The 14,038-nt window shown below is 45.3% G+C and carries 13 protein-coding genes and 1 tRNA gene; 9 read left to right on the plus strand and 5 right to left on the minus strand.

The window, feature by feature from the left end:
- Window positions 1-91: 91 nt before the first annotated feature.
- The 4 genes from ICE90_RS05205 to ICE90_RS05220 are packed head-to-tail and all read left to right on the plus strand — an operon-like array spanning window position 92 to window position 3,369.
- Complete coding sequence (locus tag ICE90_RS05205; RefSeq protein WP_255533297.1) at window positions 92-1,324, plus strand: MFS transporter; 1,233 nt, start codon at window positions 92-94, stop codon at window positions 1,322-1,324.
- A 25-nt stretch (window positions 1,325-1,349) separates the two neighbouring features.
- Window positions 1,350-2,036, plus strand: a complete 687-nt coding sequence (locus ICE90_RS05210; protein WP_216191240.1) for a dienelactone hydrolase family protein — start codon at window positions 1,350-1,352, stop codon at window positions 2,034-2,036.
- A gap of 5 nt (window positions 2,037-2,041) precedes the next feature.
- Window positions 2,042-2,851: a DUF4239 domain-containing protein gene (locus ICE90_RS05215; RefSeq protein ID WP_215321849.1), complete on the plus strand. Its 810-nt coding sequence runs from the start codon at window positions 2,042-2,044 to the stop codon at window positions 2,849-2,851.
- A 17-nt stretch (window positions 2,852-2,868) separates the two neighbouring features.
- The gene (locus ICE90_RS05220; protein ID WP_216191241.1) at window positions 2,869-3,369 is read left to right on the plus strand and encodes a hypothetical protein; all 501 of its coding nucleotides are present in this window, start codon (window positions 2,869-2,871) and stop codon (window positions 3,367-3,369) included.
- Here the strand turns inward: ICE90_RS05220 and ICE90_RS05225 are convergent.
- Window positions 3,355-4,677 carry an APC family permease gene (locus ICE90_RS05225; RefSeq protein ID WP_216191242.1) on the minus strand — a complete coding sequence of 441 codons (1,323 nt, stop codon included), beginning with the start codon at window positions 4,675-4,677 and terminating at the stop codon, window positions 3,355-3,357. The genes ICE90_RS05220 and ICE90_RS05225 overlap by 15 nt on opposite strands.
- 178 nt (window positions 4,678-4,855) lie before the next feature.
- On the opposite strand from ICE90_RS05225, the gene ICE90_RS05230 reads away from it, so the two are divergent.
- Window positions 4,856-6,556: an amidohydrolase gene (locus tag ICE90_RS05230; protein ID WP_216191243.1), complete on the plus strand. Its 1,701-nt coding sequence runs from the start codon at window positions 4,856-4,858 to the stop codon at window positions 6,554-6,556.
- A 115-nt stretch (window positions 6,557-6,671) separates the two neighbouring features.
- Here ICE90_RS05230 and ICE90_RS05235 read toward each other — a convergent pair.
- Window positions 6,672-6,758, minus strand: a tRNA-Leu gene (locus ICE90_RS05235).
- 155 nt (window positions 6,759-6,913) lie between these two features.
- Between ICE90_RS05235 and rnr the strand changes: the two genes are divergently transcribed.
- The 3 genes from rnr to ICE90_RS05250 are packed head-to-tail and all read left to right on the plus strand — an operon-like array spanning window position 6,914 to window position 10,292.
- A complete protein-coding gene (gene rnr, locus ICE90_RS05240) occupies window positions 6,914-9,295 on the plus strand; it encodes a ribonuclease R (protein ID WP_216191245.1) in 2,382 nt (793 codons plus the stop codon).
- 15 nt (window positions 9,296-9,310) lie between these two features.
- Window positions 9,311-10,066 (plus strand): 23S rRNA (guanosine(2251)-2'-O)-methyltransferase RlmB, encoded by a 756-nt coding sequence (rlmB, locus tag ICE90_RS05245; RefSeq protein WP_216191247.1) that lies wholly within the window; start codon window positions 9,311-9,313, stop codon window positions 10,064-10,066.
- A gap of 40 nt (window positions 10,067-10,106) precedes the next feature.
- Window positions 10,107-10,292 (plus strand): DUF2892 domain-containing protein, encoded by a 186-nt coding sequence (locus ICE90_RS05250; protein WP_072582189.1) that lies wholly within the window; start codon window positions 10,107-10,109, stop codon window positions 10,290-10,292.
- Here the strand turns inward: ICE90_RS05250 and tal are convergent, their stop codons facing one another.
- On the minus strand, window positions 10,293-11,270 hold the full coding sequence (gene tal / locus ICE90_RS05255; RefSeq protein ID WP_216191249.1) for a transaldolase: 978 nt from the start codon (window positions 11,268-11,270) through the stop codon (window positions 10,293-10,295). It lies immediately after the preceding gene.
- Window positions 11,271-11,363: 93 nt separating this feature from the next.
- On the opposite strand from tal, the gene rpiA reads away from it, so the two are divergent.
- A complete protein-coding gene (rpiA, locus tag ICE90_RS05260; protein ID WP_216191251.1) occupies window positions 11,364-12,074 on the plus strand; it encodes a ribose-5-phosphate isomerase RpiA in 711 nt (236 codons plus the stop codon).
- Between the two features lie 272 nt (window positions 12,075-12,346).
- Here rpiA and ICE90_RS05265 read toward each other — a convergent pair whose 3' ends face one another.
- Entirely contained in the window at window positions 12,347-12,619 is a 273-nt protein-coding gene (locus ICE90_RS05265) for an oxidative damage protection protein (protein ID WP_215359870.1), read from the minus strand.
- Between the two features lie 41 nt (window positions 12,620-12,660).
- Complete coding sequence (argA, locus tag ICE90_RS05270) at window positions 12,661-14,025, minus strand: amino-acid N-acetyltransferase (protein ID WP_216191253.1); 1,365 nt, start codon at window positions 14,023-14,025, stop codon at window positions 12,661-12,663.
- Window positions 14,026-14,038: the final 13 nt, after the last annotated feature.

Raw genomic sequence — 14,038 nt, forward strand, 5'->3', positions numbered from 1 at the left:
AAATTTAGATAGTTCTTGAAAGGTATGGGATAAGCAAACATCTGGATCAGGGTTGATAATGTCATATTGATTACCTCAAGTAAAGCATCCCTTGAATACCGTTTCTCATACTACTGAAGCCATGAAGCGAGAGCGCTTCTTTTTGTTTTCATTGGCTGGCATTCAGTTCACCCACATCCTGGATTTCATGATTATGATGCCTTTGGGGCCTCAGTTCATTACAGCGCTTTCCATTAATACGCATCAATTTGGTCTGCTGCTGTCTTCTTATACTTTTGCTGCTGCAATCGCTGGGGTATTCGCCACCTATTACATCGACCGTTTTGAGCGAAGGCAATTGCTCCTGCGTTTGTATGTTTGCTTCATTATTGCAACGATAGCTTGTGGGCTTGCTTCAAACTATCACATGCTATTTATCGCCCGTGCATGCGCAGGTGCCTTTGGAGGCATTCTAGGATCTTTGGTGCAGACGATTGTGGCTGATAGCATTCCTTTTGAGCGCAGAGGTAAGGCGCTGGGTACGGTCATGGCTGCTTTCTCAGTTTCAACCGTTGCAGGCGTGCCTTTGAGTTTGTTCTTAGCTAATCACATTAGCTTTTTAGGCTGGCGTGCCCCGTTTATTTTTATTGGACTCATCTCTATATTGATTCTATTTATTGGATATCGCTATATCCCTAAAATATCTGGCCACTTGCATCACGTTCATGAAGGTAATCGCTTCCAGCAAATCTACGAAGTCTTTGTTGCTCATCGTCATCTACGCGCCTTTCTGTTTGTGGGTCTAATTATGTTGACTGGCTTTACTGTCATTCCTTATATTGCCCTCTATCTCACCGCTAACGTTGGGATCGAAAATTCCTACATTTCCCTGATCTATCTTTGTGGTGGTTTGGCGACTTTGATGAGCTCAAGATTTATTGGACACATGGCGGATAAATATGGCAAGGTCAAAGTATTTCGCATGCTAGCCATTATTAGTTTGATACCGATCTTAGTGACAACCAATTTAATGCCGGTCCCTTTATGGGTGGTGCTTGTTAATCAGACCGCCTTCTTTGTCTTGATTTCTGGCCGAATGATTCCGGCCATGGCTATTGTGAGCCAAATGGTAGAGCCCAAAATTCGGGGAACCTTTATGAGCTTAATTGGCTCAGTGCAGATGTTGGCTTCCGGCATAGCATCAGTAGTAGCAGGCCTAGTGGTCACAATTACAACCAATGGAAGGATGGAGCATTACAACCTAGTTGGTTATGGGGCTGCCATTTGCGGCTTGCTCACTTTTTGGGTTGTGGGATATATTCATTCTGATACGAAAAAAGCGTAAGAACTAAAGAGCATAAGGAGACCCCATGATTGAATTTAAAAGACCCGATGGACAGGCAGTAAAGGGTTACCTGGCCGAGCCAGTCGATAAAGCGGATGCCCCTGGAGTAGTTGTCATTCAGGAGTGGTGGGGTTTGGATGATGAGGTGAAGGCGGTGGCTGATCGCCTTGCTAAAGAGGGCTATCGCGCACTAGTCCCAGATTTATATCGCGGTAAGTTAGCGATTGAAGCTAATGAAGCTGAGCATTTAATGGGCGACCTGAACTTTGGTGATGCGGCTGGTCAAGATATTCGAGGTGCTGTTCAGTATTTGAAAGCTACTGGCAGCACAAAGGTTGCGGTGACAGGATTTTGTATGGGCGGTGCGCTGACCATTTTGGCCGCATGTAATGTGCCTGAACTCGACGCTTCCATCGTTTGGTACGGCAATCCTCCTTTGGAGTATGTCAATGCAGAGGCCATTAGCAAGCCGATGTTAGGCCACTGGGCTATGCATGATGAGTTCTTTCCAATAGCTGGAGTCGATCATCTAGAGCAAAAGCTAAAGCAAGCGGGCGTGAATTATGAATTTCATCGCTACGATACAAAGCATGCCTTTGCTAACCCTAAATCGGATGCGCGCGGATTGGCTCCGCTAAAGTACACCGCTGAAGCAGCGCGGCTGGCCTGGGAGCGTACGCTCAATTTCCTACAAAAAACTATTAATAGCTAGGTCTTATGAATAAAAGTACTCGTGAAGATGCGTTCTTCAATTGGATATACAAGAAAAGTAATGTCCAGATTCTTTTGATATTAATCCTCTTCTTTGTTGCCTTGTTGGATCTGATGCCACGTGTACTGCAAACTATCCCGATCCTTGCACCTACACAAGATAGCACTCGATTAGGTTTGGGTCTTTTTGGATCCATCATCACTCTAAGCGGTCTGTTGATTGGTTTTTTGCTCAATCAAGCACAAAGCAACTTTCGTGAAGTCCAAACCTTGGTTTCTCAAGAGGCTGGACGTATTAATAACTTGGATCGTCTACTCACGCGATTTGGTGATCCATCCATTGCACCTATTCGTGTTGAACTATTTGAATATATGAACTCCATTGTTAATGATGAGTGGGCTCTATTGCAAAAGGGGCAAGGCAGTACTAAAACGCATATGCTGTGGCGTGGAATTTCTAGGCAACTCATGTCAATCGAACCCCAAACCAATCGTCAAACAGCAATGTATACAGACATCATTAAGAAGTCTGAAGAGGTTGCTGAGAGTAGGGAGGCTCGCATTGAGCGTTCGAATATCCGCTTGCCTGGTTTATTTTGGATAGTCATTTTGATCTGTATGTTTGCCTTGATTGGTATCAATACTCTATTCTTGCCCTCAGATTCATTTTTTTTGGGATTGAAGATCTTGCCCATCACCATGGGCGCTTTGATTTCTTTGTTGGTGATAACTGATCAGCCGTTTAAGGGTCAGAATTCCGTTAAGCCAGCTGCATTCTATAAAATTATTGAATCCATTAAAACTCGTAAAGAGTAATATTTTCCTGAATCAATATGCACTTATTTTCTGAAAATCTTGCAGTAGAAATTTCCTCCTATTACTGTAATTTGGCATTAGGTCATGGAGTTGTTCCAAAGGTATTTACTTTGGTAAACGGCGAGGGAGATCAATATCTATTCTTTATTGATGATCTCCCCATGAAGAGTGACGATGAGCAGAATCAATTTCTTGCTTATATCGTACAGGCACATGAGGCGGTTTGCTATGCGCGTGGCACTTTGGTAATCGTTGAAAAAAATCAACAGTTCATTGAATTTGCAGTCATTGATCGAGATGATGCGGATGCGATTGTCTGCTCAGCTGAGCTCACTAGAGATATGGATGATAAGCCGATATCCTTGGGTGAGTTTGATAAGACTTTGGTAAAGAAGGGCTCCATTATTTTTGGCGGCCTCTTTGAGTCCATACGACTATCAGAAGACAAGACTGAAGATTTTGAAAGTCTGTGGGCGGAGATGAAGTCTAAAATATTGCACCGCTCAATGGGACTTTAATTTCTTTCTGAGAAATTTACGAGAAGTTGCTTCAACCACAAAAGATCCTAATAAGGCAATTACTAAAGCGATTGCGCTATTCGGAGCTGTCTCGATCACATTCACGAATAAAGTAGCAAATAGACTCAAGTTAATGACGATTGCCGCCCAAAGTGGCCAAAGCTTTGCACCTGTTTGATTTCGTACGCGAATGTGTCCGTAAGTAATGGCGGCATAGACCAATAAAAAGGCAAGGCTGGCCATTTTGCCAACAACCTCTAATGGAAATGCCATTACTAAAGCAATCACTAAAAATGCAGACACAGTTAAGGCGCGAAACTCTGTTGTTAAGATCGAGTCACCTAAGGCTTTTGAGACAGAATTCTTGTGTACCATATCGGCTGCAATATTAGATGCGGCAAAAATAGTGGCGTTGAGCGCAGCGGCACAGGCTAGGAGGGCAGAGGCACCAATCACAACAAAACCTGTTTTCCCAGATACGATTTGAGCTGCATCGGCCAATACGTGGCCGTTGTAGGTTGCCATTTGAGTGGGTGAAAGTAGCAGTATCACTGCGGTACTAACTAGTACATAAGCAATCGTTACTAAAATCAGGGCCGAGAACATAGCAAGAGGAAGCTCTTTTTGGGGTTCACGCATGGCATTGGAGGAGTTGGCAACTACGCCGAAACCCTGGTAGTTGATATACAAGATGCCGGTAGCAATCGCAATGCCATTGAGAGACCAGCCAGTAAACTGATATGCGCCAATATTGGCTACATGAATGCCCTCAACAGAAAATAGTAGTAGAGCAAATGTGACAAAGCCAATCGCTAACATTTCTGCTTTGCCAACGATATTGGTGCCCAACAAATTAATGCCGGTACACAGAATGACGATAACGGCGCCAACGATCTTTACTTCAAAGGGGTCTAAGTTTCCGCCAAGCAGGGTGTTGGCGTATTCCGAGAAGCCGGCAGCGTAAAGAGCGGCTGCAATCAGATAGGCAATGTATTGAAATATATTCAGGCCACCAGAAATGACCCCAGGACCGTAGCTCATCACTGTGAATGTGGCAGCACCTCCACTACTAGGAAAGGTAGCACCTAATTTGGCATAGGAGTAGACCGAGAATGAGGCAGCTATAGCCCCTAGTAAAAAGGCCAGGGGAATATGCGACCCCGCATGAGCGCTAGCAGTACCCAAAAGAGAAAATAGCCCAGCCCCCATCATGCCGCCGATACCTAGAGCAGTGGCTGAAAAAAGGCTAATGCCTTGGGTTTTCTTGCTCGAGTTTTTAAGTAAAGTCGGATTTGGCTGGCTAGTCAATTTGTGTTTTCTGAGTGCGTAAAGCTGGGACAAGTGCCCTATATTAAAGGTTGTGGCAAATAAAGGCTATTTGGCTTTCTAATAAAGCACTGGCATTGAGATAGTCTGCATAGCCAATTTCCAGTCTTTGCGCTGTTAGAATTCACAAGAAACACTCTCTAAATCCTAAGGTTAAACAATGCGCCATTTAAATCAAATTACCTTTACAGCCATGTGCTTGATTGCACAATCAGCCATCGCAAGTGGAAATGCAGATGCTATTTTCTATGGTGGCGATATTGTCACAATGAATAAAGCCCAACCTACAGCTGAGGCTGTAGCAATTCAGGCTGGAAAAATCGTTAAGGTTGGCTCTTTATCCAAAGTGAAGACCCTTCAAGGAAAAGATACCAAGCTCATTAACTTAAATGGTCAAACATTAATGCCTGGTTTGGTTGAGCCTCATGTGCATATTTTTGGTACAGCATTTTCAGAAGAGCTGTGGCAGAACATGTCCAATTTTGAGATGCCGCATGACACCTTGGATAGTTTGGTTGCAAAGCTGAAAACGTATAGCAAGAATGTTAAGGATGGTGTGTGGATTACTGCATTCGGAGTAGATCCGTCCAGAACAGAGCCATTCATGTCTGAATTGACGGCCGATATCTTGGATATGGTATCCACTACAAAGCCAATCTTTGTCATGAACCAAAGTATGCATATTGCTTATGTTAATCACAAGGCTTTGGAGCTTGCGGGTCTAACTGACTCCAGTCCAAATCCAAAGGGTGGCCAGTTGTTAAAAGATAGCAAGGGGCATTTAACAGGAGTGATTTATGAGGTGCCAGCCTTTTACTTGTTTTTAAGCAAGATGCCTGTTCCAAATCAAGAAATGATTGAGCAAGCCGTTCAAAAGGTTGGCCAGAAAATGGTGAGCAAGGGCGTCACTACTTCAGCGGAAATTACTGTTGGCGGATACCTTGGTGTTGATAAAGAATATGCCTTACTAGACTCAATGACCCACAGCGGCAAGCTACCTGTTCGCGTGCGGGGTTATATGTATGCAGGCGCATACCCACTGACTAACAATAGCTATAAGCCAGGTCAGGGTGATGACGTCTTTAAGGTTATTGGCGTAAAGATTGTGGCGGATGGCTCCGATCAAGGTCTTACTGGTGCTATGACTAAGCCATATGCGTATCCTGCAGAAACCACAAATACCGGCACTCTCAACTTTACTGAGCAAGAGCTCTATGATCTTGCCAAGCCAAGATTTGATCAGGGCTGGCAAATCTCTGTGCACTCCAACGGCGATAAATCGATTGAGCAGACTCTTAATGTTTTTCAGAAGTTGGTTACCAAGCCAAGTGATGCTAAGACTAGATTAAGAATTGAGCATTTTACTGTCCCTACTCAGGCACAAATTGCAAAAGCAGCAAAGCTAGGCGTTGTACCTGGCTTGACTATTGGCCATACAGATTATTGGGGTGAAGCATTTCATGACCATCTGCTTGGGCCGGAGAGGGCTAATCGTATTGATGCGAGCGCAAGTTTGATTAAGAACGGTATGCATTTTGCCTACCATAGCGACTCCCCAGTTTCCCCTATTCATCCATTAAAGTATGCCTCGGAAGGTGCTTCACGACTTTGGCAGGTTGCCCCGCAAAAAGTATTAAATGCAGATGAAAAAGTATCTATAAATAATGCTTTAAAGGCGATCACTATTGATGCTGCTTATCAGCTAAAGATGGATGACAAGATTGGCTCAGTAGAAGCGGGCAAGTACGCAGACTTTGCCATCGTGGATAAAAATCCAATGAAAACTGATGCCTATAAGATTAGAGATATTGAAGTAAATGAAACGTGGGTAAATGGTCAGCAGGTATTTAAGAAAAACTAAAGATAGTGAACCCTAGATTTGAAGCCGCCTTCGGGCGGTTTTTCTTTGGACGCTTGGAATCTGAGTCTATTGAAAAGGGGGCTTTAGGCCCCATATAGGACTTTGTAGGTGCATTTGGTGCCCAGGAAGGGACTCGAACCCCCACAACCTTACGATCGCCAGCACCTGAAGCTGGTGCGTCTACCAATTTCGCCACCTGGGCATACCCTTATTATAGGGGGATGGGCGTTTTGAGGTCATTTCTACCCCTATTTGGCTTTTCCCCTTCAGACTTGGTGGTTTGATACAGTAGCCTTATTCATAACAAAAATAGATATCAGTAGATATATACAGGGCATGTATTGCCGAAGGAATTAAATGCGTAAAGCAAAAGACTTGATGCCACGTGAGGCTGACCGCTTAGGAACAGTTCAAGGGCATCGAGATGGATTTGGATTTGTCATTCCCGATGATGGTGGCGAAGATATCTTTCTATCTGAAAGAGAAATGTCTCGCGTCATGCACGGCGATAGAGTTAATGTCAGAGTATTAGGAACAGATCGACGTGGTCGCCCAGAAGGGCAGATTGTTGAAGTAGTTCTGCACGCTAATAAAGTAGTGATTGGCCGCCTCTTAAATGAAAACGGTGTTCTGATTGTTGCGCCCGAAGATAAGCGCATAGGTCATGACATTTTGATTCCGCCTAAAGGTCAAGGACAAGCGAAGCTAGGCCAGGTTGTCAGTGTGGAGATTATTGATTACCCAGATAGTTATCGTCAGGCAGTTGGACGTGTAGTTGAAGTATTGGGTGAGATTGACGATCCCGGTATGGAAATCGAAATCGCTGTACGTAAGTATGGCGTCCCCCATGAATTTTCTGCTGCTGCCATGAAAGAGGCTGCAGCATTGCCAGATACAGTCCAGCAATCCGATCTAGAAGGCCGCGTTGATTTACGTGATGTGCCATTGGTCACCATTGACGGTGCTGATGCCCGTGACTTTGATGATGCTGTCTATTGTGAGCCGGTCATGTACGGTCAGACTAAGGCTTGGCGTTTAATTGTAGCCATTGCTGACGTATCTCATTACGTCAAACCAGGTCAGCCATTGGATGACGAGGGTTTACTGCGTGCTACTTCAGTCTACTTCCCAAGACGCGTAATCCCAATGCTTCCAGAGAAGATCTCCAATGGTCTTTGCTCACTCAATCCAGGTGTAGACCGCCTGTGTATGGTGTGCGATTCTGTCGTAGATAACAACGGTATTGTGTTGGCTTACCAGTTTTACCCAGCGGTAATGCACTCAGCACAACGTTTTACTTATGACACCGTCTGGGAAATTCTTTCTAACAGCAAGGGTCCAGAGGCAACACGCTTTGCTCAGTTCCGCCCATTGCTGGGTAACCTATATTCGCTTTATAAGATTCTATTGGCTGCTCGTGAGAAGCGGGGTGCTATTGAGTTTGAAACTACCGAGACTCAAATTATTAGCAATGAGCTTGGCAAGATTCTCCGTATTGAGCCACGTCTTCGTAATGATGCCCACCGCTTAATTGAAGAGTGCATGTTGACTGCAAACGTTTGTGCAGCTGACTTTATTGAAAAAAATAAGCACCTTAGTCTGTATCGTGTGCATGGTGAGCCATCAGAAGAGAAGTTGGTTACTTTGCGTCAAGTTCTGAGAACTTCAGGTCTGTCATTAGGCGGTGGCGATAAACCTAAGCCACGTGACTACGCTAAATTGATGCGTGAAATCAAGGAGCGCCCCGATGCCAATATGCTGCAGTCAGTGGTATTGCGCTCCATGCAACAAGCGATGTACCAGCCCGACAATGAAGGCCACTTTGGCTTGGCTTACCCAGCTTACTCACATTTCACAAGCCCGATCCGCCGTTATCCTGATTTGCTAACGCATCGCGTGATCAAGTCGATTCTTCAGAAAAAACCTTACGTACCGGTATTACCGCCGAAGGTTCCACTCAATCTCACATTACCGCGTAAGGGTAAAGGTCGTGAGAATGCAGTCAATGCCAAGAAATCCCAAAGTGATGCTAAAGCAGGAGTGGCCAAAGGCACTAAGCCACCTAAGGGTGCCAATGCCGCATTGCCAATCTGGGGTCAATTGGGTGTTCATTGCTCATCCAATGAGCGTCGTGCTGATGAAGCATCACGCGATGTAGAAGCTTGGCTCAAGTGTTACTACATGCGTGATCATTTAGGTCAAGAATATGCAGGTACAGTGACTGGCGTTGCAAACTTTGGCTTGTTTATTCAGTTAGAAAATCTCTTCGTTGAGGGCATGGTGCATGTCACTGAGCTTGGCGGAGATTACTTCCAATATGACGAAGCGCGCCAAGAATTGCGTGGAGAACGTACTGGTATTCGTTATCGCTTGGGCGATCGTTTACATGTATTGGTCAGTCGCGTTGACTTAGATGCGCGCAAGATTGAATTTAGTCTTGTCAAATCCGTTGGTGCTGAGCCTGGCGGATCTTCCAATCGTCGTCAATTGCTATTGGCAACGGATACAGGCAGACCCAATAAAAAAGCAGCCCCTCAAAGAGGTCGTTCTGACAACAAGGTTCCACAAAAGCCAAGTGGCATCAATGTCAATGCAGCTAAATCTGCTGGAACGCTTGGAGCTAACCAGTCTAAGAGTAAAGCCACTCGCAAAAATGGCAAAGCAAAGCCCGGCAGGGCCGTCGGCAAGCCTGCAGGCAGCAAGCCTCCAGTTCGCAGTACTAAAGCACGCCGCAAATAAAGAATAGAAAAGAAAATGAAGCAAATATTAGTAGGTTTTCATGCGGTGCAAGCGCGCTTACGAGTTGATCCAGACAGTTTGAAGTCTGTGTACTTTGACTCCGGTCGTCGTGATAGACGTATGGGGGATTTTTTAAAACAAGCTGAAGAGATTTTAGGTGAGCGTTTACATGCCGCTGATGCTGAGCGTTTGCATAAGCTGACAGGACATGATCGCCACCAAGGTGTTGTGGCCTTGGCTGAAAAAATGACTGTGGCACGCACTGTTACTGAAGTGGTTGAAGATGCTGAGGGTGCTCAGAAAAAGCCATTATTTCTGGTTTTGGATGGCATTACTGATCCCCATAACTTTGGTGCTTGCTTGCGTGTAGCAGATGGTGCGGGCGTAGATGCTGTAGTAGTTCCTAAAGATCGCTCTGCATCGGTTAATGCCACCGTTAGCAAGGTCTCTAGTGGGGCATCAGAAGTGATGCCAGTCATTACGGTGACCAATCTCGTACGCAGTATGAAAGAAATGCAGGAAGCGGGTGTTTGGTTGATTGGTACCGATGACGAAGCCACAAAATCGATCTATGACATTGACCTCACAGGTCCTATTGGGATCGTGATGGGTGCTGAGGGCGAGGGGATGCGTCGCCTTACCAAGGAAAACTGTGATGAATTGGTTCGAATACCGATGCAAGGTGTTGTATCCAGTTTGAATGTGTCCGTTGCAAGTGGCGTATGCTTATATGAGGCATTAAGACAGCGCCTAGCTAAAGTAAGTAAATAAGGTAACTGACAAAGCTGCTAAGTAAAACGAAAGGCTTCTTATGAAATGCAATATCGGACATACTGATCGCGTTCTACGAATGACTGTCGGCATCACGCTGATGGGCTTGGCTGGTTTTGGTATTACTGGTCCATGGGCTTGGATTGGCGTCATTCCCCTCATCACAGGAATGATTGGTAATTGCCCTGCTTATTCAATACTAGGCATTAATACCGCCAAGAAGTAATTACTTAGCTAGTAGCGCTTCCAGCTTCTCAGTATCTACGCAGAAGTTCCGAATCCCTTCAGCCAGTTTCTCGGTAGCCATTGCATCATTGTTGAGCTGCAGGCGGAAACTAGATTCATCAAGCTTTAAGGGTGTTATACCCTCTGTCTGAAGCGCGGCTTGGGCATTAGCGGGAATTAGCTTTATCTCAACTGATGCATTTCTGCTTTGAAGTTCAGCCAATAGCTCTGGGCTAATAGTCAAAAGATCACAACCAGCTAACTCTAGTATCTGACTGGTATTTCTGAAGCTAGCCCCCATGATTTCAGTAGGGATACCAAAGTGCTTGTAATAGTGAAAAATTCTCTTAACGGAAGTCACGCCAGGATCATTCGCTCCACCATTTGCGCTATCACTCCAGTTGGTACCTAACTTGGCTTTATTCCAATCGGTAATACGACCCACAAATGGAGAAATAAGTTTCGCATTGGCGGCTCCACATGCAGCAGCTTGTATGAGGGAAAAAAGTAATGTCATATTGCAATGAATGCCTTGCGCCTCTAATTCCTTGGCAGCAGCAATACCTTCCCATGTGCCAGCTAATTTAATCAAAATGCGTTTGCGATCGATGCCATGAGACTCATAAAGGGCAATTAAATGCTTGGCTTTAACAACCGTTCCTTTTGTATCGAAGGAAAGTCTGGCATCCACCTCAGTAGAAACGCGACCCGGCACAATTTTCAAAATCTCTAAGCCAAATGCAACCAAAATGTAATCGACTAAGTCGGTTGGGTTCATGCCTGGATGGGCTGCTTTGACTGACTGCACTAAATCCTGGTAATTGGTTTGCTGTGCAGCCTTCAGGATCAGCGAAGGGTTGGTAGTCGCATCTTGCGGCTGAAAAGCCTGCATGCGCTCAAAATCGCCTGTATCAGCCACAACCGTGGTCAGTTTCTTGAGTTGCTCAAGTTGGCTTAGTGAAGAAGGGGTGCTATTCATGGGCTTACTCGCTGCTCTAGGATGGTTTTCTGATAGATATCATATGATAGATGGATTAATTACTCAGTTCCAGTAAAGGCATTTGATAGCTATATGAACCAAGATCAACTAAAGCAAATGGTGGGCGAGGCAGCTAGAGACGAAGTTCTCAAATTACCCGCTGGGCAGGTTTTGGGTGTTGGTACAGGCTCGACTGCCAATTGCTTTATTGATGCACTTGCTCCACATAGGGATCATTTTGCGGGCACGGTATCGAGCTCTAACGCGACCACTGAGCGCTTGCTCAAACATGGTTTTAAGGTGCTAGACCCAAATGATGTGCAAGGTCTGCCAGCCTATGTTGATGGCGCAGATGAAATCGATCCTTTGGGACATATGATTAAGGGCGGCGGCGGAGCGCTTACCAGAGAAAAAATTATTGCCTCCATGGCAAAGCAATTCATCTGCATCTGCGATTCATCAAAACAAGTGCCAGTGCTAGGCAACTTTGCATTGCCAGTAGAAATCATTCCTCTTGCAAAAGGCGTTGTGAGTCGTGAGTTGGAGAAATTAGGCGGAAAAGTTACCCTACGTCTGGCAAAGAGCACTAGGGCTGATCTCAATCAAACTCCCAGCGAGCCTTTTGTCACCGATAACGGTGGTTGGATCTTAGATATAGCTGGCCTGAAGATTGCTGACCCTATTCAGATGGAGACGCAAATTAATCAGATCGCTGGTGTGATCACTGTTGGTCTATTTGCTAAAGAAAAAGCCAATATTCTGTTGGTCAGTAACGCTGCTGGCGTTGAAAGAATTGCGCTGTAGAAATTAAAAAACCCGACGGGGTATGCCCATCGGGTTTGTCTGCCATGGTATGCATGGCGCAGATAATCGGAAGGTAATTAGTTCCGACATCTATGAGTGCACAGATGCACTCATCTTTAGTGGCTTTCGCCAATGTGAGTGGGACACTACTTCTGTCTCACCACAGCTTCATCCTACGCTTATCGTTGGCAGTGTCAACAGCAATTCAAAATATATTTTTCAATAAATCACATGCTGCAACACGGCAAACTTTATTTGCAAACTATATTTACTTAGTCTGCAGGCGGAACGTAACCTTGAGCCATATCAGCACCACCCTCAAAGAAGTACTTTTCTACTTGCTTTAGGAGGTACTGACGTGCACGCGGGTCTGCCATGTTGAGGCGGTTTTCATTAATGAGCATGGTTTGGTGCTTTAACCAAGCTGCCCAAGCTTCCTTAGAGACTTGATTCCAAACCTTCTTACCTAGCTCGCCTGGAAGCGGGGCAAAATCCATTCCCTCAGCTTCTTTATTGAGTTTGATACATTGAACCATGCGTGCCATCTGTAATACCTTTCTAGTATTTCTTCAGTTTCTTAAATTACTTATAGATCTTTAGTTAAAACCATGGACTTGCGGTCCCAGTTATAAATTTGTTTTCTTTCTTCAGGCAGATCATCGACCGTTGCCCGTTTAAAGCCACGCTTTAAGAACCAGTGCTCAGTTCTAGTAGTGAGAACAAATAATTTTTTGATGCCTTCTTGCTTGGCGCGCATTTCAACACGCTTTAAAAGACGTTCGCCGTCGCCTGAACCTTGAACATCCGGATCAACAGCAAGACAGGCTAATTCACCAACACCATTGGGGAATGGGAAGAGGGCAGCGCAACCGAAGAGAACGCGGTCATGCTCAATTACTGAGAAGCGCTGAATATCACGCTCAATCACATCTTGACCACGTGCCGCCAAGATGCCTTCATCTTCTAAAGGCATGGTTAATTGCAAGATACCGCCAACGTCATCTTGGTTGGCTTCACGCAAGTTCTCGATATCAGATGAGGCCAGCATCATGCCAATACCATCGTGGGTGAAGAGTTCTTCCAAAAGTGCGCCATCTTGATTGCAAGGTAGGAAGTGAACACGGCTAACACCAGCCCGAATCGCTCTACCAGCAGTATTCAGTAGACCCTTCATGCCAAGATCCATGTCTTTATTCTGCGCAATATATTCTTGCAGTTGCGGCATAGACAGCTCGGTGATGAAATCACCTTCATTATCTTTAAGGCCGGCATATGGACTCAGGAAGATTAACTTATCCGCTTTAAGAGCTGCGGCAGTGGATGCAGCTACATCTTCGTATGCCAGATTAAACGCTTGGCCTGTTGGTGAGAAACCTAAAGGAGACAGCAACACAATCTTATTGCTATCAAGAGACTGTCTAATAGAGCTAGAGTCAACTTTGCGCACCAAACCAGTATGGATGTAATCAGTGCCTTCAACAACACCCACAGGCATTGCAGTAATAAAGTTTCCTGAGATCACAGAAATACGTGAGCCAGCCATTGGAGTATTTGGTAAGCCACGACTAAATGCTGCCTCAATATCGAGGCGCAATTCACCGGCAGCTTCTTTAACGCACTCTAGTGCGGCAGCATCAGTAATCCGATAGCTGTGCAAGGCGCTCTTGCCAAACTTGCTTTTAATATTCCGGAGCATCAACTGCTCTTCAATCTGTGGGCGGATGCCGTGAACCAAAACAATGCGCATACCCATGGCATGGAGCATGGCGATATCTTCAATCAGATTCTCAAGGCCGATTTCTTGGACAAGTTCACCCGCAAAGGCGATCACAAAGGTCTTCTCGCGGAAGCTATGAATGTAGGGCGCAACATCGCGCAACCACCCTACGAAAGGGAAGTTGGAGGTCGTTTCTTCGGCCATTAAGGCCTGGTTCGGTGCATTTGTTGGCATAGTGAGAAAATTA

Origin of the sequence: Polynucleobacter sp. AP-RePozz3-80-G7, assembly GCF_018882145.1 — a bacterium.
Taxonomy (GTDB): domain Bacteria; phylum Pseudomonadota; class Gammaproteobacteria; order Burkholderiales; family Burkholderiaceae; genus Polynucleobacter.